General features: G+C 39.0%; 15 protein-coding genes and 2 pseudogenes. 14 read left to right on the top strand and 3 right to left on the bottom strand.

The genetic code is table 11. From position 1 onward, the window contains the following. Window positions 1-24: 24 nt before the first annotated feature. On the bottom strand, window positions 25-3,102 hold the full coding sequence (locus DCMF_RS13355; protein ID WP_148134869.1) for an ATP-binding protein: 3,078 nt from the start codon (window positions 3,100-3,102) through the stop codon (window positions 25-27). 297 nt (window positions 3,103-3,399) lie between these two features. On the opposite strand from DCMF_RS13355, the pseudogene DCMF_RS13360 reads away from it, so the two are divergent. The 4 genes and pseudogenes from DCMF_RS13360 to DCMF_RS13375 all read left to right on the top strand — a co-directional run. Continuing rightward, window positions 3,400-3,588, top strand: a pseudogene (locus tag DCMF_RS13360) (DUF255 domain-containing protein); the annotation flags it as partial. Window positions 3,589-3,783: 195 nt separating this feature from the next. Further along, window positions 3,784-4,395 carry a TetR/AcrR family transcriptional regulator gene (locus DCMF_RS13365; RefSeq protein WP_148134871.1) on the top strand — a complete coding sequence of 204 codons (612 nt, stop codon included), beginning with the start codon at window positions 3,784-3,786 and terminating at the stop codon, window positions 4,393-4,395. 14 nt (window positions 4,396-4,409) lie between these two features. After that, entirely contained in the window at window positions 4,410-6,767 is a 2,358-nt protein-coding gene (locus tag DCMF_RS13370) for a PEP/pyruvate-binding domain-containing protein (RefSeq protein ID WP_148134872.1), read from the top strand. A 148-nt stretch (window positions 6,768-6,915) separates the two neighbouring features. Continuing rightward, a pseudogene (locus DCMF_RS13375) lies at window positions 6,916-7,095 on the top strand (DUF255 domain-containing protein); the annotation flags it as partial. Between the two features lie 107 nt (window positions 7,096-7,202). Here the strand turns inward: DCMF_RS13375 and DCMF_RS13380 are convergent. Beyond that, window positions 7,203-9,008 carry a hypothetical protein gene (locus DCMF_RS13380; RefSeq protein ID WP_148134874.1) on the bottom strand — a complete coding sequence of 602 codons (1,806 nt, stop codon included), beginning with the start codon at window positions 9,006-9,008 and terminating at the stop codon, window positions 7,203-7,205. A gap of 701 nt (window positions 9,009-9,709) precedes the next feature. Between DCMF_RS13380 and DCMF_RS13385 the strand changes: the two genes are divergently transcribed. The 7 genes from DCMF_RS13385 (at window position 9,710) to DCMF_RS13420 (ending at window position 16,506) form a co-directional block, all read left to right on the top strand. Further along, the gene (locus tag DCMF_RS13385; protein WP_148134875.1) at window positions 9,710-10,741 is read left to right on the top strand and encodes a hypothetical protein; all 1,032 of its coding nucleotides are present in this window, start codon (window positions 9,710-9,712) and stop codon (window positions 10,739-10,741) included. An 87-nt stretch (window positions 10,742-10,828) separates the two neighbouring features. Further along, window positions 10,829-11,398: a hypothetical protein gene (locus DCMF_RS13390; protein WP_148134876.1), complete on the top strand. Its 570-nt coding sequence runs from the start codon at window positions 10,829-10,831 to the stop codon at window positions 11,396-11,398. A 308-nt stretch (window positions 11,399-11,706) separates the two neighbouring features. After that, complete coding sequence (locus tag DCMF_RS13395; RefSeq protein WP_148134877.1) at window positions 11,707-12,375, top strand: recombinase family protein; 669 nt, start codon at window positions 11,707-11,709, stop codon at window positions 12,373-12,375. A 1,607-nt stretch (window positions 12,376-13,982) separates the two neighbouring features. After that, a complete protein-coding gene (locus DCMF_RS13400) occupies window positions 13,983-14,585 on the top strand; it encodes a helix-turn-helix domain-containing protein (RefSeq protein ID WP_148134878.1) in 603 nt (200 codons plus the stop codon). Then, entirely contained in the window at window positions 14,582-14,872 is a 291-nt protein-coding gene (locus tag DCMF_RS13405) for a hypothetical protein (RefSeq protein WP_214659329.1), read from the top strand. Before DCMF_RS13400 ends, DCMF_RS13405 begins: the two co-directional genes overlap by 4 nt. 431 nt (window positions 14,873-15,303) lie before the next feature. Then, on the top strand, window positions 15,304-15,705 hold the full coding sequence (locus DCMF_RS13410) for a hypothetical protein (protein WP_148134880.1): 402 nt from the start codon (window positions 15,304-15,306) through the stop codon (window positions 15,703-15,705). Window positions 15,706-16,044: 339 nt separating this feature from the next. Further along, window positions 16,045-16,506, top strand: coding sequence for a hypothetical protein (locus DCMF_RS13420; protein ID WP_148134882.1), 462 nt, complete (start codon window positions 16,045-16,047; stop codon window positions 16,504-16,506). 177 nt (window positions 16,507-16,683) lie between these two features. On the opposite strand, the gene DCMF_RS13425 is transcribed toward DCMF_RS13420, so the two are convergent. Further along, on the bottom strand, window positions 16,684-17,034 hold the full coding sequence (locus DCMF_RS13425; RefSeq protein ID WP_148134883.1) for a helix-turn-helix domain-containing protein: 351 nt from the start codon (window positions 17,032-17,034) through the stop codon (window positions 16,684-16,686). A gap of 173 nt (window positions 17,035-17,207) precedes the next feature. Here DCMF_RS13425 and DCMF_RS13430 point away from each other — a divergent pair, with 173 nt between their 5' ends. From DCMF_RS13430 to DCMF_RS13440, 3 genes are read left to right on the top strand one after another with little or no spacing between them, the layout of a single operon-like run. Next, complete coding sequence (locus DCMF_RS13430; RefSeq protein WP_148134884.1) at window positions 17,208-17,975, top strand: hypothetical protein; 768 nt, start codon at window positions 17,208-17,210, stop codon at window positions 17,973-17,975. A 14-nt stretch (window positions 17,976-17,989) separates the two neighbouring features. Beyond that, window positions 17,990-18,610, top strand: a complete 621-nt coding sequence (locus DCMF_RS13435; protein WP_148134885.1) for a hypothetical protein — start codon at window positions 17,990-17,992, stop codon at window positions 18,608-18,610. Between the two features lie 40 nt (window positions 18,611-18,650). Then, complete coding sequence (locus DCMF_RS13440; RefSeq protein ID WP_148134886.1) at window positions 18,651-19,757, top strand: hypothetical protein; 1,107 nt, start codon at window positions 18,651-18,653, stop codon at window positions 19,755-19,757. The last annotated feature ends 5 nt before the right edge of the window (window positions 19,758-19,762 follow it).

Here is a 19,762-nt window from a genome sequence, read left to right on the forward strand (position 1 = left end):
TACCTCCTATGCCGGTTTTTCGCACTATATTTCCAAGGGGATTTCCATATAAACTTCAGTCCCCTTACCTTCCGAACTTGTTATGGTCAGCCCTTTTCCGTACATCTTTCTCAATCGCCCGTCTATATTATAGAGTCCAATCCCCCGGCTGCTTCTGTATTCATTTTGAACATCAGCCAATTTTTCCGGAGACATCCCGACACCGTCATCTTTTACACCCACCTTTATAACATGATCATCCCTGCTGATATAAATCAGGATGCGGCCCCCTTCCGGTTTGGTCCGCAATCCATGCATGACCGCATTTTCAGCCAGCGGTTGAAGGATCAGCGGGGGAAGGGTGAAGGATGCTTCCTCCACCTCATAGTCGACCTTAATCATCTCTCCATAGCGGGCTCTTTCAATCTCCATGTAGGAACGGACAAGGCTCAACTCTCTCTCAATGGGTACAACTTCCTCAAGTTCCCTGAAATCAAAACAGTTTCTTAAATAACGACTGAATTCAACCAGCAGTTTTCTGGCCCGGTCAGCATCGCTACGGGATATGGATACCACGGTATTCAGAGCATTGTGAATGAAATGAGGACGTATCTGGGCCTGCAAAAATTTAGTTTCCGCCTTGATTGCTTGGTCCACGGTCTTTTTTAGTTCAACCAGTGTTCTCACCCTGGCCAGAAGCTCTTCGGTATCAAAAGGTTTGGCCAGGTAATCGTTGGCTCCCGCTTCCATCCCCATCACGATATCCGGTGCGGCCGTCCTGGCAGTCAGCATCAATATCGGCAGTTCGGAAATGGAAAATTGTTTTCTGATTTCACGGCATATCACATAGCCTGACAGTCCGGGCAGCATTACGTCCAGAATGACCAGATACCATTCTTTCATCCTTCCGAATTCGGCAAAGAACTCCTTACTGGAAGTAACTGCTGTAACCGAATAGTTTTCCATTATCAAAATACTGGATAAGGACATCAGATTGGCCTCATTATCGTCCACCAGCATAATATGGGGGCCATCTCCTTTATGCCGGAACGGGAAGCTGTTAAGATAGGTCTCTCTGTATACTGAAGCAGCTATTTCGGCTGATGCGGTTGCATACTGCATCAGTTTTTCCGGTGCGGCTTTCGTAGAAACAGGTATCGAAAAATAGAATCTTGAACCAGTTCCAACCCTTGATTCGACCCGTATTTTACCGCCATGGGCTTCAACCAGATATTTGCTGAGGGAAAGCCCCAGTCCCGTGCCTCCACTCCTTTTGGTAAGGGAATCTTCAATTTGCCGGAAGGATTCAAATATTATGTCAAACTGGTCCTCAGCAATGCCAATTCCTGTATCCTCTACACAAATTTCCACCATCTCTCCCGCTTGAGCCGCTGTTACCTTTATGTATCCATTTTCCGTAAATTTTACAGCATTTCCCATTAAATTGTACAGTATCTGGATCAACCTGTTCTCATCCGCGTAAATATCCGGAAGGCCATCCGGTATATCATTTATCATTTGCACCTCGTTCTTATTTGATCTGGCGAATACATTCATAACGCTATCAACCATGCGTTTCAGGTTGACAGGCTCCAAGTTCATGTGTAAATCGTAATTCTTGAGTTTTGAATAATCCAAAATATCATTTATCAGGTTAGAAAGGCGTTTCCCATTACTTATAATCATCTCCAGACCAGTCTTTTGTCTTTTATTTATGGTTCCATCCGCTTGCCGGGATATGCTTTCCGCGATATTTATCATAGCATTGAGGGGTGTTCTCAGTTCATGAGATGTGTTGGCCAGAAACTCATCCTTCATTTTGTCAAGCTTCATTAGTTTTTCCGACAGCAGTGTGGCGTCAGCGTATGCCTTTGATAATCGTTTCGCCAGGACAAAGGCTTGCAGAAAAAGCAATATAAGAAACCCAAAAGTGATAAATTCCCCGAAGCTGGAGGAAATTATATTATTTTGGTAAAGAACATCATGGACTCCTGCCAGTACGGCAACTAAAGTGCCGATTAATATAATTACCGAATCCACTTTATTCTTTTGGAAGGCTCTCGCGCTGCATGTGACTGTATAAACAACTATTGCCAGCACCACACCCTCAATGGGATATGACAGGCTGGTATACATATAAATAGGAAAAAATATAATAAACAGCGACATTAAAGCGGCATAAACCGTAAATACTCTTTTTAGCTTCGATGAAGTTTGTTTCGGGAACAATTCTCCTATCAGCAATACCAATGCTACGGGAAACCAGACCAGAGAGACGTAGTCTATGGTGACGATAACATGATATCCGGCCCCGGGAATTATTCTGTTTATGATATAATCACCGTATATAACTGTCCTGCCGATGGCCATCAGACACATCAGTACATAGTATAAGCTGGTCCTGTCCTCCTTGCGCATGAGAAAAATGCAGAGATAGTAAAGCATCATGATGAGAAATGCCCCAACCAAAAACAAATCTTTATAGGCGATGATTTTATCATACTCAACTATTTGGGGAACTGAGCCCATAAAAACAGGATACCATGCACCGCCCCGGGCATAGGAAAAGTTTGCAACCTGGAGAATTATATCGAAGTCCCTTGAAGGCGGGGTGAATTCGGCCAAAACAGGGCGGTATTCCGGCATAAAATGCTGCCGGTCGGAGCCGACCTTACCGTTGCAGGCAATCAACCGGTCGTTTATGTAGAGGTTGTAAGCGGTAGAAACCGTAGGCATTCTGATAGCCAATGCCTGTCCTAGCGGCGCATTTTTTATCTTCAGCCGGTAGGTTGCATACCCGAAGCCGGGCAGGCTTTGTCCGTTGATTCGGTAAGTATTCCACACCCGGGGCACTTCAGCCATCAAGTCAGGCTTACGGTTACTGTCATAAAGATCATCATAATTAAGCAGCTGTTGCCAGTAGAATTCCCAAAAACCGCTGAGGTTAATGAGCCCGTTCTGCGTGCGATTCCAATCGGCCAGATCAAGAGTCCCATGTTGGAGCGATGGACTTTCCGTCCGATTATTTGATTGTTTCAGAGCTACCGTAGATAGAAAAAAAGCTGATAAAATAATAATCAGCAGCATCAGCAGTATTTTTACCAGATTACCCTTTATTTTCATTTCATGCTCCTGTTGTTACAGCTTGGTTTGTATCATAGACGCTTACGAACGCAATTCCGGCTTGCGGGCAACGCTCAAGGCTTTTCGTTTCCAAAACATTTTTTACTTCGATCATTATTGTCAACTTCCTGCAAAGATTGGAAAGAAAATTAGGCAAAGATGGTTTGGAAGAGTATGTAAAGGCTTTATTTAAGGAAATGTGTTTAAATAAAATGGAAGATACTGCTGTTATAAAAGTGGTATCCTTTATTTTTTGGGGTATACTAAATTATTGTACCTATGAAGGAAGGTGATAAAATGACTAACTCAAAGAGAGTACCCAATTGCTTAGTAACTGAAAAGAGTCCTTATCTTTTGCAACACGCATACAACCCAGTTGACTGGTACCCATGGGGTGAAGAAGCCTTCGACAAGGCGAAAAAAGAAGATAAGCCTATATTCCTAAGCATTGGGTACTCTTGCGATATTGGTTACAGAAATCAGTTTGTCACTGGTGGCAAAAGTTACAAACCTGTTATTCCAGATAATGTTGCACTTTAAGTTCTCAGCTTAAGGTGCTTTTTTATTACTACCACGATACACACGATACATAAGTAATAAAAATCATGTTGACCGATGATCACTAAAATGCTATTATTATATTGACCGATGGTTAGTATAAAATATTAGGAGGTAAACCCCATGCCTTTACAGCTTTACGATAAAGAACGAATTTTGGAAGCTTGCTTTGATGTGTTTGCCCGCCATGGATATGCAAATACCTCCACCACGATGCTGGCGGAACAGGCCGGCATATCCAAAGCACTGATCTTTCACCATTTTAAGAGCAAGAAAGAATTGTATTTCAGTGTTTTAGATAGATGCTTCGAAAAAGGAAGGATTGAAATGGGCTTTGATACCCTATTGGAAAACCAGGATTTTTTTGAAGCCAAAGAAAAATCAAGTATTATCAAATTCCATTATTATAAAAGCAATCCCGACTTAATGAGGATTATAAGAGAAGCTTTTTATACGACACCGGATGAACTTAAAATGGAGATTCAAGAAAAGTATGGAGTGTTGCTTGCTAATAATGAAAAGGAATGGAAGCGTTTATTCGAAAAGGTTTCTCTCAGAGAAGGCGTGAATCGTGAGCAGGCTTTCAGATTGGTCATGCTTACGCTGGATTATTTCGATAACAAGTATTTATCAGATATAAAGATTAACGATGATTTGGAAGAAAGGTATCTTCAAGACTTTCTTGAGGAGAGGAACAGCTTTCTTTCAATGATTCGATTTGGAATTGCAAAGTAGAAAGGGATGCTTTTATGATAAATATGGTAAAAAGCTTTAAAGAGTTGACTCCCGAGCTTCAGACCTTTGCAGGCGGAAAAGGCGGTATGCTGGCTAGGATGTTCCAGGGTGGATATCCGGTGCCGGAGGGTTTTGTTATTTTGCCATCGGCTTTTCAGGAAGAAAAGCTGAATGAGAAAGCCTGGAACGAGATACTGGTTTTTCTTAACACAATAAGAAGGGATAAAGAAGGAGCACTATTCGCTGTGAGGTCCTCTGCTTTAAGTGAAGACTCGTCCCAAGCCTCCTTTGCAGGGGAATTTGAAACTGTTCTCAATGTAAGAACGGATAAAGAGTTACAGGAAGCCATATATGCGGTTTTTAGATCGAGGCAGTCGGAGAGAGTAAAAGCATACAGCTCTGTTCAAGGTATCGATCAATCTCATCAAATTGCTATAGTTATTCAGTTGATGGTGCCATCTGAAATCTCAGGGGTTTTGTTTACTGCCGATCCTATAACAGGGAGTTTCGCAAACATGATAGGCAATTATGTGCATGGATTGGGAGAACAGCTTGTTTCCGGGGAAGCAAATGCATATAACTTTAAATTAAGCAGACCGAAGGGAAAATATGATGGCCCTGATGAGTTTAAGAAATATGCCGTTAACCTGTATCAATATGCGGCCAAGCTTGAGAGGGAACTGGGAAGTCCCCAGGATATTGAATGGACAGTGGCAAGAGGGAAATTGTATCTTTTACAGGCAAGACCAATAACGACATTGACTCCAGGAAATCTGGATACCTATGAAATAAATGAGAGCTTAGAAAGAGATGCCCTTTGGGTAAATACAAATGTGGGAGAGGCAATCCCTGATGTTGTTACACCGCTTACCTGGAGTTTAGTACGGGCTTTGGATATTGAATCCGGTTTTGTACCAGGGTATTATTTGTGGTCGGGCAATATTTACGGAAGAATATACTCGAATATAAGTCAAAGATTATCTGCTATCACTGCACTGTATGGAAGTTCAAAATTAGGCTTAAGAATTCTCGGGGAAGTATTCGGCCAGATACCGGAAGGGTTAACAATTCCAGTCTATCCATTTTCAAGAATGGATGTAATAAAAGCAATGTTACCGGGAATCAAATATTACTTGAAAAAGAATCGGGAGATTTCAAAAAGCCTGTCGCAATCTATTCAGGATACGCCGGATTGGTGCAGAAGGACGAAGGAAGCCATTAAGAAAATAAACACCAAGGAAGAACTGCTGGACTTATGGAAGCATGAGCTTGAGCCCTATAATGCAAAGGCATGGTGGGGGCTGATCGTAAGCGGCAGTAAAGCTGTACTTGCCTTAACATTGAGTAAAAAGCTCACAAAGCTGGTAGGAACTGAAGATGCCAACACCCTTCTATCCAACCTAAGGGGGAATTCAGAGCTGGCCAGCCTTGGGCCCGTCATGGGCATCTCCAAGGTTCTTAAAGGAGAGATGAGCCGTGAGGAGTATTTTAAGCAGAATGGTCATCGGGGTCCCCACGAGTTTGAACTATCCATACCGGACCCTTCGGAGGATGCAAACTGGCTGGAAAGGCAGATCAAGGAATTTGAAGAGTCAGATACGGATGCAGATGAACTTCTAAAGAAGCAGCATACTCAATATGAGGCCGCCTGGAGGAGATTTGGGGAACGTTTTCCTAATAAGGTAAAATGGCTTGAGAAACAAATGGCAAAAGCATCGGAAGGTGCCCGTATCAGAGAGGCGGCACGCTCGGAGTTTGTAAGGGTATTCAGGGTTGTCCGAACCTTTGCACTCAAGGCGGGCGAGCTTACAGAAATAGGAGAAAATGTTTTTTTCCTTTATATTAATGAAGTGAAAGACCTCCTGTCTGATAGAAATGCGAAAGTACAGAATATCCCGGCCAGAAAAGAAAACTATGAAAAATATAAAGCACTGCCGCCATTTCCGACAATCATCCGGGGACGGTTCAATCCTTTCGAATGGGTCAAGGACCCGAATAGAAGAATGGATTACTACGATTCCATTGCACCAATTGAAACTGCCTCCGATTCCGAAACATTAAGGGGCTTTGCGGGAGCAGCGGGCAAAGTTGAAGGGATCGTACGTATTCTGGCGAATCCCGAAGAAAGTGAAAAGCTTAAACCGGGTGAAATCCTGGTTGCTACAACAACTAATGTAGGTTGGACTCCTCTTTTCCCTAGAGCTGCAGCAGTCATTACAGACGTAGGAGCACCGCTGTCCCACGCTGCTATAGTAGCACGAGAACTTGGCATTCCTGCTGTTGTGGGATGCGGTAACGCCACTTTAAGACTTAGAACAGGGGATAAGGTCATTGTTGATGGTGGGCAGGGCATCGTGCGCATTTTGGAATGATACCTATACAGCATTATGAAAGTGCGTGATACTGTACCCTCTGGAAAGTATAATATGGTACAAAAATGGAGACGATATTAGAATAAAAATCAATTTCAAATAAGCTATTAGCCTGGACGTATGTGCAATTGTAGGTACGTCCTTTGCTATGAAAGGAGGTGGTCATGTGGACAATCAAAAGAAAATACCCAATAGGTTAATCAATGAAAAATCTCCCTATCTGCTGCAACATGCTTATAATCCGGTGAACTGGTATCCGTGGGGAGAGGAAGCATTTGAGAAAGCACGGCTTGAAGATAAGCCTGTTTTCCTATCTATTGGGTATAGCTGACTTGTCTACTATGATGAACTTGTCATTGGTGGCAAAACGGTTACTAGAACCAGAGCCTTGATATTTCAAATGGGTTCTACAAGGCTCTTTTTACACAATTCTCCCTATTTTCTTGTAGAATAGCCTCTTTGCTTATAACATTTAATATTATTCTCGGTTAGCTCTTTGAGGCTGATAACCTTTTTACAAACTTCTTCACTAATATTATTATCCTTGCAATAACATATAATAGGTTGAAATAGCTGAACCCATGTTTCAAGTTCTTCAACAATTCCTTCATCATGTGAAGTAAGACCTATCGGAGTGAGATGCTTGTTCATTTTGTCACCAATAAATTGGATAAAGTCGCAGCTTAACAGGCGATTTCTTGTTTCTTCATGTTCTTTAGATATTTCATAAAAATAGTATACTTCATCATACATCGGATTTAGTATCCATTGTAAATTGTTCAAGGGGTCATGTGGTGTAATATTATTTCTATAGCTTTTTATATGAGAATACAGACATTCATCTTTGGGGTCGGTATTATTTATTCTTGCATGGAAAGAATATCCATTTCTATTTGAGTTCTTATATGATTCGATAAACTCTAAAGGTGAGCTATAAGGAAATTTTTTGTTTGTTTGAAATATGTAAACTAAATATTGTAAATCCAAAAGGGTTTCATGGGCTATCTTTTCAATTTCAATTATATCTTCTCCATTAGTTAGTAAACCATGTGCGACTTTATTCCTTATCAAAGGAAAGTCAAATGCAAAGTACTCATAGGCATTAAAGACCTGTTTATCGTGTAATCTGTCCAATTTTGTATTTATAGTAAATGAGTTCAGCTTTTTAGGCTGAATGTCCATTTCAAAACAATAATCATAAAATATACCTTCAATTTGTATAGCCGCAACATTTACAAACGATAAATATTGCTTGCTTATATAGTTTTCTAAAGCTCCTTTCAGTACATCAAGTCTTTTATTAATAACGTGGTTATTTTTAACATTTTTAATTATATAATCACAGATATTCTTTTCTTGAATATACCTTGCTAAAAAGTCTTTATACGCTACAATTGAGTTATTCCTTAGGGTCTCAATAATATTGGAGTGGTATGGATATTCTGCGCTGGCTTTTTTAAACGCTTCTTCATCAAAAGTAAATTTATCGAACTTCCCAATAAATTCATTCATCTCTTTAGCAAATTTCACTGATATACTGTAATCACAATCAGGCAGAAATACAGCTTCACTATCCTCTAAAGAAGATATGTAATACTTGTAGTTGTTGTCGTCAGACGCTATACGAGAGCAGATTGACAAAGCCTTTTTCTTTAAATCAATGCTCTGTATTTCAATTAATTCCACATCTAACAACTGCTTATAATGCCTGCATTTTCTGCCTTCATAGTCAAGTTTTGGGAATATCTCAACTGCAATCGTTTCCTTTTGCTGTAGTTCATTTTTAAATGATTGGCATTTATTTCTGAGCTTATTTATCTTCCTTTCTAAAGCCTCAAAAAGTCTTTCGTTCTCATGTTCTTTTGTATTAATCTGGGTTTCTTTGGCTTGGATTTGTGCTTTTATGTTATTAATCTTTTGGTATAACCCCTGTACCTTATTATTTAAAATTTCATACTCATTCCTTGGTAATCCTTCTAAAAACAGCAGCCTGTTGAAAACTGTGTTATAAAACTCTGCCTCATTGTCTGGAAACTCAATTCTCATGTGACTTACAATGTAACAGACATTCTTTTTAATATCTTCAAAAGGCTGAATTTCGGGGTCTAATTCCATAGTATCCTTTATAAACTGTTTGGCTATACCGACTTTGTCATATTCAAATATATAGTCCAATTTTGATAGGTTTTCATGTGATATATAAGCCAGACACCTATCTAATATGCTTTTTCTGTTCACCATTACCCCTCCATCTAATACTTTTAATAAATAAAAGCACTCCCCGAAGAAGTGCTGCATTTTTGGGTTAGCTCTATGCGGTACATATGTAAACCTGTGCTATCCAGTTACACCACACTCCCGACATGCCACGCATAGAGCTATAACTGCCATAAATACATTTTTCATAACTGACACCATCCTTCTACTGATTTCTTTAAGCTTGTACATGTCAATGATGTTGCCTATTCCCTTAGACATTACCACTCTTGCTACAATATCTAAGATGAAATATATACTCATAACAGAGGTCGAGAGGTTAGGACTCGAACCTAAACTGTGGACTACCAATATTAAGTTACTTGATATATTTTACCACAATTTAGGAGCGAAGTAAATCCTACAGCAAGAAAGTTTACGGACATATATAAACATCAAATATCTCATCTGTTATTAACTTCCCAATTATTTTATTAGAGCAGGGTTTTACATTAAGACATTATAAAAATAAATAACATCATTAGAAAACAACCGTAATCGTTGTCCATTAGGACATGAATTACGGTTGTTTTGTCTTTAGACCGTGTGTTACAGGCGTGTGGATATTCTCTATTAGAACATTCAAACCATAGATAATCACTTAGTTATTACCCCTTAACCTATGGCTGGATGCCTATGCGTATTGGATAGTGTAAAACATTAAAATTAAGGAGGACGTTGGAATTATGAGTGAGAACATTGGTAACTTCAATCAGCTGTTAGAAAATGCAGGTGGGATTAATGGTCAGGAGAATAACATTCCTTTGACTACTAAACCGTCGACAGATGTGGTTGAAACTCAAAAGAAAGAAGAATCAGCACCGAGTATACCTAAACGTACAACTAAAGAGAGAAATATGGCACTATATGATGGGATGGCAAAAAGTGCAAAAGAATCTGAAGCTCTGGAGGCTGGAATACTAGAGAGAGCTTTTGATTTAAGGCACAGGATGGCGAGGGTCTACGGTAGCGAGGGTGAAGGTTATGTTTATGCAGCATTTATCCAAGAACAAGCAACAAAAGAGGGAAATCTTTTATTACTTGTTGAATACCCGGATGGGACGCTTTCAAAACCGATAAACGTACCACAGGATGGCCTTTTTGATAAGTCAAACTATTTTACAATCCATGAAGCAGGCTCTCCTATTTGGCTAAAGAACGCAAAATGCTTGGAGGTCTTAAGAAAATTTTGTGAAGGTGACATGGACATTGATTATGTGACGCTTTATTGTACACTAAGAAAGCACTATAAGGAACTTCCTGTCGGTAAAATACAAGAAAAATATACTTTGCCTGAGGCATATAAACTGATAGTTAGAGTAGCTGAATCGTTACGTGATATCAATGACGTTAATCATGAGGATTTCATTCCTTTTGATTGTGAAGATTATGTGCTGAACACGAAAGCATTTGAGAGAGTTGCATATGAAGCTGGCTATAAACCACGGGAACTACTTAAATTACTGGCTGTTCATGACATTCTGCGTGCTGATGAGGGAGAAAAACTAAGATATCAAAAGTCAAAACGAATACCTGGAGCCAAAGACCCTAAGAGATTTTATGTCTTTAAGCATGAGACTGAAATTAAAGCTATGGTCAGGGAGCAGCAGGATATGCAGATAAAGGTCATACCATCAGAACAAAGGCCTGATGTTTGTACTTATAAGAAGTCATATCCGGCTAATCCTTTTAAGAATAGAAGTAACAAGAAAAGGTAGTTTGTTGCCACTGTTGCCACAAAAAGCAGCCAATTAAAAATTGGTTGCTCTTTGTGGATATACAAATACATTATGGAGGTCAATGAAATGGTATCAATCATTGAAGATAATGAGGATTTTTTTACAACATTAGAAGGTCAATTACGTGGAGTGAGAGCATGTATAAAAGACAACTATGTAAGAGAATGCTTTGATTATGTGGGAAACACTCCTTTAGAGAATCAGTATAGTGCGGCGGAACTACTTGGGATTTTTTATAGTAGCATTCCAAAAGACCAGAGATATGATATTGTACTGGATGTGTATATGCGTTCAAATCATTCAAAGAACTTAGCTAAATATGTCAGGGCTATTAAGAAATATAGACCTAGCACTTATGCAGATGACATTAAGACTTTGGCAGATTCAACAGGAAACATTGTTGTGTATAGGGGTGGAGTATTATCAAAAAACCCTGACCGCTCTGTATCGTGGACAACAAATATAAATATGGCGCTGTTCTTTACTGACTATTGTAGACGAGGTTATAAAGGTAATAATATAGGTGTTTACATGGGAAACATCAGTATTGATGATGTAATAGCTTACACAAATGACCGCAACGAATATGAAATACTTCAATATGGTAGTGTGAAAAATATTATTCAGATAGGTTGACTGATTTTATATTGCAGTCCCCTATCTAGCTGAAGTTTCGAGGTGTCCAGTATTTTGGACACCTTGTTTCTCTTTCAATAGGGTGTCAATCATAAATGAAATGTTTGAAAATGGGATTTGATACCCTATTGAAATGATTTAAGGGGCTCTGGGATAGGTCAAAAAATGTTCCTTCTGGGTGTACCCTAGAGAAATGGTTATTTTTTATTACTTTATATTGACTAGTTGAAAAAGTTGAAAAATCCTTGCCTTTCATTAAAATTTCAGGTACAATCCACCACCCAAGAAAGGAATTGTAAAGGAAAGGAATGATAAATGAAATGGCAAGATATTCATATGAGAGAGTTTCGGACAAGGAACAAAAAACAGACAGGCAAACCACAAATATTCAAAAGCATTTTGGCGACATACCAGCAGAAAATGTGTTTCGTGATAAGATTACGGGCAAGACATATGACAGGCCGGAGTGGTCAATCCTTAAAAGGATTTTGAGGTCTGGTGATGAGCTGGTGGTAAGCGAGCTAGATAGGCTTGGAAGGACTAAGGCTGGTATCAAGGCTGAACTGGAATTCTTAAAAAGTAAGGGTGTCAAACTTCGTGCATTGGATATACCCAGCACCTTGTATGATGCTGAAGGCAAGGAGCAGGACTTAATACTTGAATTGGTCACGAACCTGTTAATTGAGGTCTATTCTACCCTTGCACAGCAAGAACTTGAAAGAAAAGAGGTAAGGCAACGCCAGGGCATTGAAGAAGCCAAGAAAAAAGGCGTGTATAAAGGACGAAAACCTGTTGAGGTTGATATGTCAAAATTTGCAAATATTTATTCTCGCTGGAAGGCTCGGGAAATAAAGGGTGTTGAAGCAAAAACCCTCTTGAACTTGAAAACAAACACCTTTTATAGAACGGTGGAACGCTACGAAAAATTACATGGGCTTGGAAAATTTGCTGAAACAGCAGCATTGCAGGAGGCATAGTCATGGGCGGTGTCTTCTATTACATCTTAGGTGTAATGACAGTCCTATTTGTGCTGACAGTAATCGTCATTATAAAATTGTACTTTCTGCTCAAAAGTTTCTTGGACGTAATTGCAAAAGAACTATCTAAGGAAGATTAAATCAATTTTTACACTATGCAGAGTAGGGTTATCCCCCCTACTCTCTTTTTCTGTTAATATGCTTTAAAGATTTTGTCACCGTCCTACCAAGTAGGCTTATTTGTTATTATAATTGCAAGCTAAACAAAATGAGGAAAAATTTGACTAACCTAATTAAGACATTGAACCAACTGTTGAAGTGTTTTGAAATCTGGGAAAGTAGATATTATGTCTGTTATATAGTTTTGATAAACTGTAGAAAATGTCAAAGGAGTTGAGAGCAATGCCAATGTATTGCAATCTATGTCATGAGATTTATACCAATGGGCTTCTGACCTGCTGGACTTTCCTATTGAGCAGACGGATACATTAAAACAGAGCCAAGGCGATTGTGATTTGAAGCATGGTGAGGTTTAAGAGGTTTAAAGGGTTCAGACAAAGCCCATCAGGATACCTGGGGTCTGTGGGGCTTCCCATGTACCACTCAACCATTCACCTGTTCCAATAGTTTCGACTGTTCAAAGGAAACTAGGAAGGCAGGAAGGCTCTGTTCTAACTGTCCCATATTCCTTAACAAGGCTCTGTCCTACTGTTCCCTGTTCAAAGGTCAATCTATTCAAGTAATCAAAATGCTGGCTAACCATAAAGTAAGGCTGCAAACAATAATACAAAACTTCCATACCATTCAGTTATAAAATTTGAATATCAATTAGAGGATTGAGGAAATTACATGCTGGAGTATAAAATTAATCAATGGGTAAATTGGGATATCTCCATGTGCTAAAGTTGTGTTTAATGGAAAAATTGTGTTTATACGGCGGCTCAAAGTAATGGTCAATTAGCAGTTTAGCAGGCAAACAAGGTATGGATGGTGGAAGGCTCACTGTTTGGACGGTCTGAAGGCTGGAAGGCTCTGTTCAGTTTAACCAGAGCAAGGCAGGAAGGCTATGGTTCCAGTTCCCTTTTAAGGACAAGGCTGGTCAGTATTGTTTAATAGAAGGCTTTGAATAATTGGGCTTTATGGACAGAGGGTAAATGAAGGCTACCATAGGTTTTCTCTCATATCAGGGTCAGCCAGTTCCTTTAAGCACAGGGCTTTCAACATATACAATTAGAGGTTTATTAGTTTATCAAGGGACAAGGCAAGAAGGCAACCTACCATTTCCCCTTATCATAAGGAGGATTGGGTGGTTGTCTTTTATTATTTAATGGCTACAGTTATATGTGTAAAACATGAGCGTCCTTTACACAAAAGCCAGCATTGGTCTGAAATGGCTGAAGGACTGAATGTGTAAACAATGAGCAGCCTTTACACAATGATAAACATAAGGATGAAATGGTTGACCGGCTAAATGTGTAAGCTAGGAGCGTCCTTTACACAAAAACAAGCGTACAAAACTACTTACTGTTTATTAAGAAGTATAAAGATGTGTAAATTGAAAGCGTCCTTTACACATCAGGCAATTCAGCAGGATTGGAGGAAAGGTCATGCCTCACCGTTTGTTATCAAATGAAATTCAAATATGGATACCCAAAGCAAAAAACGACAACACAGAGAAGTATGAAGTATTACAGCAGCATTTACAAAAGTATGACAAGGATACCCTGTTAAAGTCTATGTACTTTTCAATTAGTGCCTTATTAAATGATAAGGATAGGCTTGAAAAGAAATTAGCAGACGAGGGTAGTTTATTGGTTGAATATAATAAGCTGGTTGAGAGCTACAACCAGCTTCAACAAGAGACGGCTGTACTCAAAAAGAAACTAGCAAGCGCAGATAGTTTAGCGGTCAAATACAAAGAACTGGTTGAGAGCCATAGCCAGCTTTTGAATGAGAAACAAAGTCTAAAAGATAAATTAATAAGGCTTCTTGGAGATAAAAACATCAGTGGAAGAATTCAGAGAAACAATGCTGTTACTATCTCTAAAATACTGGAATTGCAGAGCAAAGGTTTAACTGACAATGAAATATGTGCTGAACTGGGTATCAGCAGGAAAACCATCTATAACAGGAAAAAGGAATACGAGGATTATTGCCGTAAGCGTGGTATCAGTGTAAATAACCTATGGAGGAGGTCTGGGAGAAAATGAGGTCTCCATGGGAAACGAAGTATTCAGGTCAGCTCGTTAATATAAACAGTCACTGGTATGGCCTTTATCAGGATAAAGTCATTTCTACAAGTGAAGCAATGGACGGTAACGAGGGCGATATTAAAGATTGCGTTTATGAGGGTGGTTTTATAACCGGCAATATCATAAAAGAAAAAATCAAGGCCTATGGGATTCTTGAAAGTCAGGAGTATGTGGAACAGCCTGTGAACTATAAGGACAATGAGGATATTTTGGCTCAATTTATAGATGAAGGCAATGGACAGTGAGCAAGTTGGAAGGCAACCATGGGTTTCCTCTCAATTCAACAGTGAAGGAAAAGTGAGCGTGAGGATCCGGCGCCATCATAATTAAAAAGGGTCAGGCATGGGAAACAACCATTTGCAAAAAGCGGTTTATTTGTGCGGAGCAGCACAGGTCAATTTCAGCCATACATAAAGGCCATCATTCCCCTATCAGCATTTCAATAAAATAAAATTGGTTTCTGATTAAATAATGAAAAGGGTAAAATTCAGTTTCTACAGTCTATAAAAACAGTCGGTACAATGGGTAAAAATCATCTATGCATGGGTATGTGAAAAATGTGGGTTTTGGAGATAGGGAAAATTAAGAAGGTAGTTTATACGGTTGGCTATTGCAATTTCATTGAAAATAGGTTAACCTCACTCTCCAATATTGGAGAAAGCGGGGTTATGATATTATGAAAATACAGAACAATGTTTTTAAAAGCAAATTACATGGAGAAATAACAGAACGAAAGGCATTCATACTTTGGCATGGCAATAAAATTGCCATTATAACAGAGAGAATGAATGATGCTACTGAAATAGAATATGTCATTGAAGTTCTTTGGGATGACTATTTTAAAAGCGGCTGTGACGATACAATAGCAGGTATTGATATGGAGATTAAACCTCGTAGATTTTATGTGAGAAATCATTATCCTTCTTTTGTTATACAGAGAGTTCCGCCTGAAGGTCGGGAAGATGTGCCTAATATCTTAGCAAGATTAGGGTTAAAACATTATGATAAGTGGGATATAATGTGCAAAAATAAAGGGCTATGCGGTAATGATGATTTTACAGTAGAAGAAATAATATAGCGAAACGGACGAGCATTGAAAGGAGCTGGGTGAGGTATGATATTAAAACACATATGTGAAGTTTGTGGACTTGAGGAAGTGATTGATAGCGAAGAGGCTTACAATAACGGTTGGGACTATCCACCCGTGATGGGGTCGTTTACTGTCGTATCGCCAAGAACATGTGGTGATTGTTCAATAGACCGAACTTTATGGTGGGAACTAATTGTCAATCATATTTCTGTTGAAAATCTAAACGAACACCATAAGTTAACCCTATCTCGCATACTTAATGAGCCAGAAAGCATAAAACCATAGGGGGGTATTCCCTATTTGATTATTTTATATTGGAGGTGCGGTATGGGCAGTTACAAGTTTATTGATGAAACTCTGAAGGAAAAGTATTCTCATTTGGATTTATCAAAGAATCCATGGAGAGAGTTAATAAAGGCTGGGACTGGATATAAAAAGGGCTGGCATGATTTAGTTATACAACTCATGCAAGAAATTGAGATAGCCTACGACAATTACAACGAGCCAATAGAAAACCTTAAAATACATGGAATTAAAGAAAAGTACGGTGGATTGCAGGTAGACATAGGTGATTCTGAAAATGAAAATTTGAACACAGTAATATATGGCTTGGTAGACCAGTATGAAGAAAATTCATATTCGGTATGTGTTGAATGTGGCTCTATGTTTGCTGAACTGTGTAAAAATGATAGAGGTTGTCTACAGGCCTTATGCCCTAAATGTGCAGAGAAACTTGAATATCAGCCAGAAAGCAAGACTTTGTTTGTTTATATGACCATACAAAAATAAGAAATGTCAAAGGTAATTTGCCTGTGACATTTCTATTGGGGGAAACATCATGGTATCTCCTCTACTCTATCGTCAATTTATACTTAATAAAGAATTATAAATGGCGGTTAAAGGAATATACCCAACTGAATAGTTTTAATACAAAAAGCAAGTTCAATTTATTTTGTACTTGCTTTTTTATTGCTCATCACCTTCTTGAATTTTTAAGGCTTTTAACATAGCTGTAAGTACTTCATTGATTGGTGGTCGTAACTCGGGCTTTACCCTTTTCAACCTCTCAATAAGTGGGTCAACAGGTTTATCAGGCAAATTTCCAAAGTATAAGAAATCAGTAGAAATTGAATACAATTCTGCAACTTCTTTGATAATCCTTGTGCTTGCACCACTGACACCACGTTCAATCGAAGAAACGTGGTTGGGTGTTATGTTTAAACTTTCGGCTAATTCCTCCTGTGTATGACCTGTATATTCACGGATATAACGTATGTTTTCACCAATAATACGGTTCATTTCTTTAATTTCTCGCATGTGTACTCACCTCGTAACATTATTTTAAGTAATGATTGCGCAGGAGTACACGATATATAAGTATGAGGTTACTAATGACAAGACATGAGTTTTGTTATATAATGTATATTAGTTTATCTCAATTAATGGAAAAAAGACGATATATGTATAAAAAACGGAGTTGATGAAGAAACATGGAAGTTGAAAATAGCAAAGGGCATATAAAAATTGTACCTGTGGTACTGAGTGTTCTTTTAATAGGAAGTCTTTGTGTGAATGGCTACATATACAGTCAGATTGTAAAGGTCAATGGGACTATCTCTGATACACAGGGTAGTTTAGTTGGTTTTACTTCTGAACTGGCTTCTATCAATTCAGAGATTGCCAATAAGCAAGAGAAATTGGATTTGCTACAAAAGGAAAAAGAAACACTACAATCAGAGGAAACCAAGACAGACATAGTAAATGGGAATAATAGCGTTTCTGAACCAGCAAAACCTGAAATTAAAGAGGAACAGGCTGTACAGCAGCCTTCAAAGCCTGCAACGGCAACACCTTCTACCTCAAGTAATAAAGGTGGGACAGACGTAGATGGTGACGGTATCATGGATTATGATGCCAGCGGCAACCTAATTAAAGGAAGTTCCCTTGATAAAAATAACAATGGGCTTGAAGATAAATACGAGGATGATGGTACTTACAGTGACCTGAAAGGTGGTCATGTACCATCAGGTGGAGAAGACCGTTGGAATAAGGCAACAGGCGGTCAAGACATAGACGGTGATGGGAAAATTGACGTGGATGCCAATGGCAACATAGTTAAGGGTGGAGCATATGACAAAAACGGCAACGGCATAAAGGACTGGTTGGAAAATTCAGACGGTACAACCAATGATGGTGAAGTCACAGATGGCTCCGGTTCTGGTTCTGGTGAAGGTGACTACGAGCTAGATACACACTAATGGGAGAAAAACACATGATGAATAAAACGGTTATTATAAGTGCTATTCTCGGGGTACTGTTGGTTGGCAGTATTGTAGGAACTGTAATACTGGTGAATCAATACAGTAAGGCAAAGGAAAGTTTATCTGGCATAGAAAATGAGCTTTCAACAGCACAAACAGAGCTTGACACAGCAAAGGCAACCTTAGAAGATTTGGAAGTTACATATAACGAATTGTCGCTTGATACTTCAATAGAAATGGATATCAGTGGTGATAGCATACTTGAATCAGGGGTTACCATGGACGAGGCCTATCACATGGTAGAGGTTATGAAAGCATCTGGACAATTAAAGGATTATCTTTCTGAAATGGTTAAAAAGCTGGGTACTTCCCTTGAAGCTATTGAAAAATATGGAGAAACAATAGAAACGGTTCAACAGCCATCAGCACAAGAGCCAAGTCAAGGAAATCAAGGTGGCGGTCAGAAACCAAGCAATCAACAACCAGCTAACAATAATGACGTACCTGACACTGATTCAGACGGAGACGGATATTCTGATTCGTTTTCTGGAGGGCAAGGTAATCAAGTAATTACAGACGGTTCTGGCTCAGGTGGCGGTGGTAGCGACGATTACGAACTTGACACCCATTGAAAAATAGGAAGGATTCATATTTTAAGGAGTGAGGGAACATTTGGAAGTTAAAAACAATAAAAGAAAGGTCATAGGGATAGTAGCCGGTCTATTACTCATTTGCGGTATTGGGCTGGCAGTAGGTATTCTGAACAGAGCAGAGCCAGTTGAGGATAGTTTAGCGGATACTCAAAATGAGGTTATGACTTCTCAGGAGGAAAATGTAGCAAACACTCAATTACCAGAGACTACACCTGAAACGGTTAGTAATACTGCAAAAGAAGAACCTAAAATAGACCCAACCTTAACAGGAGATTCAATTTTATCATCAGGTTTATCACTTAGAGAAGCATGGGCTTTCTATAATGAAGCTAAGAAAAATAATGAGGAACTGGGCTTATCGGCAGAGGAAACCAATGAATTCCTAAATAATATGCTATTTGACTTAGGTACGACATTGGCCCAATTGGAATATTGCAATAATGCAGGAATGTTTAACGAGCAACAGCAAGTAGCACAGACACCAGTTCCATCAAAGCCGACACAGCAGCAGCCACCAAAAACATCAGAGCCAAATACAAGTAATCTTCCAGATGGAGTTTTAGAGCGTTCTGTAGGCTATTTTGGTGATGAAAACGGAAATTACATGCATGAATATGTATATACGAAGGCTGGAAGTACTGTAAATACTTATAAAATGGACTCTAAAGGTGAGTATACCATCTTGCTAAAAACAGAGTTTTCATTATACGCTTCATATGATTCATATGAAGACATACCTGATGACAGCAAAGATTTGTTTATAGGGTTCACAGATGGAACGTGGATGAGAAAAGATGTAAACATTTATGAGTTTTCTGAACAGATTCCAAGTGACAAAGTAGCTAAGTATGAAAAAGACAGTAAAGATGGTTATTGGCATTACAATGCAGATTTATACGCCAGCTATGAGGATATACCCGATTATGAAAAGAAGTCTGGTTATCCAATGCAGGACGGCAGGTGGAAAGTTGTAGGTATGTACTCTCTTCCAAGTAAATCTTCGTTTAGTAAGTCGGCAGAGTCCGTATATAGCACCTATGATGATATTCCAAGCTTTTTAAGACATGCGTATGACCAGCATGAGGACGGAAAATGGTACAAGAACAGTTATTGGCAAGGCCATTAACATTG

Origin of the sequence: Candidatus Formimonas warabiya (assembly GCF_002777255.1) — a bacterium.
Taxonomy (GTDB): domain Bacteria; phylum Bacillota; class Dehalobacteriia; order Dehalobacteriales; family Dehalobacteriaceae; genus Formimonas; species Formimonas warabiya.

Coding starts and splice junctions, on each gene's coding strand:
- DCMF_RS13395 (WP_148134877.1), top strand. CDS start 11,707: ATGATAAATGAAATGGCAAGATATTCATATGAGAGAGTTTCGGACAAG.
- DCMF_RS13420 (WP_148134882.1), top strand. CDS start 16,045: ATGGGCAGTTACAAGTTTATTGATGAAACTCTGAAGGAAAAGTATTCT.
- DCMF_RS13370 (WP_148134872.1), top strand. CDS start 4,410: ATGATAAATATGGTAAAAAGCTTTAAAGAGTTGACTCCCGAGCTTCAG.
- DCMF_RS13380 (WP_148134874.1), bottom strand. CDS start 9,008: ATGGTGAACAGAAAAAGCATATTAGATAGGTGTCTGGCTTATATATCA.
- DCMF_RS13405 (WP_214659329.1), top strand. CDS start 14,582: ATGAGGTCTCCATGGGAAACGAAGTATTCAGGTCAGCTCGTTAATATA.
- DCMF_RS13410 (WP_148134880.1), top strand. CDS start 15,304: ATGAAAATACAGAACAATGTTTTTAAAAGCAAATTACATGGAGAAATA.
- DCMF_RS13390 (WP_148134876.1), top strand. CDS start 10,829: ATGGTATCAATCATTGAAGATAATGAGGATTTTTTTACAACATTAGAA.
- DCMF_RS13400 (WP_148134878.1), top strand. CDS start 13,983: ATGCCTCACCGTTTGTTATCAAATGAAATTCAAATATGGATACCCAAA.
- DCMF_RS13385 (WP_148134875.1), top strand. CDS start 9,710: ATGAGTGAGAACATTGGTAACTTCAATCAGCTGTTAGAAAATGCAGGT.
- DCMF_RS13365 (WP_148134871.1), top strand. CDS start 3,784: ATGCCTTTACAGCTTTACGATAAAGAACGAATTTTGGAAGCTTGCTTT.
- DCMF_RS13355 (WP_148134869.1), bottom strand. CDS start 3,102: ATGAAAATAAAGGGTAATCTGGTAAAAATACTGCTGATGCTGCTGATT.
- DCMF_RS13425 (WP_148134883.1), bottom strand. CDS start 17,034: ATGCGAGAAATTAAAGAAATGAACCGTATTATTGGTGAAAACATACGT.
- DCMF_RS13435 (WP_148134885.1), top strand. CDS start 17,990: ATGATGAATAAAACGGTTATTATAAGTGCTATTCTCGGGGTACTGTTG.
- DCMF_RS13430 (WP_148134884.1), top strand. CDS start 17,208: ATGGAAGTTGAAAATAGCAAAGGGCATATAAAAATTGTACCTGTGGTA.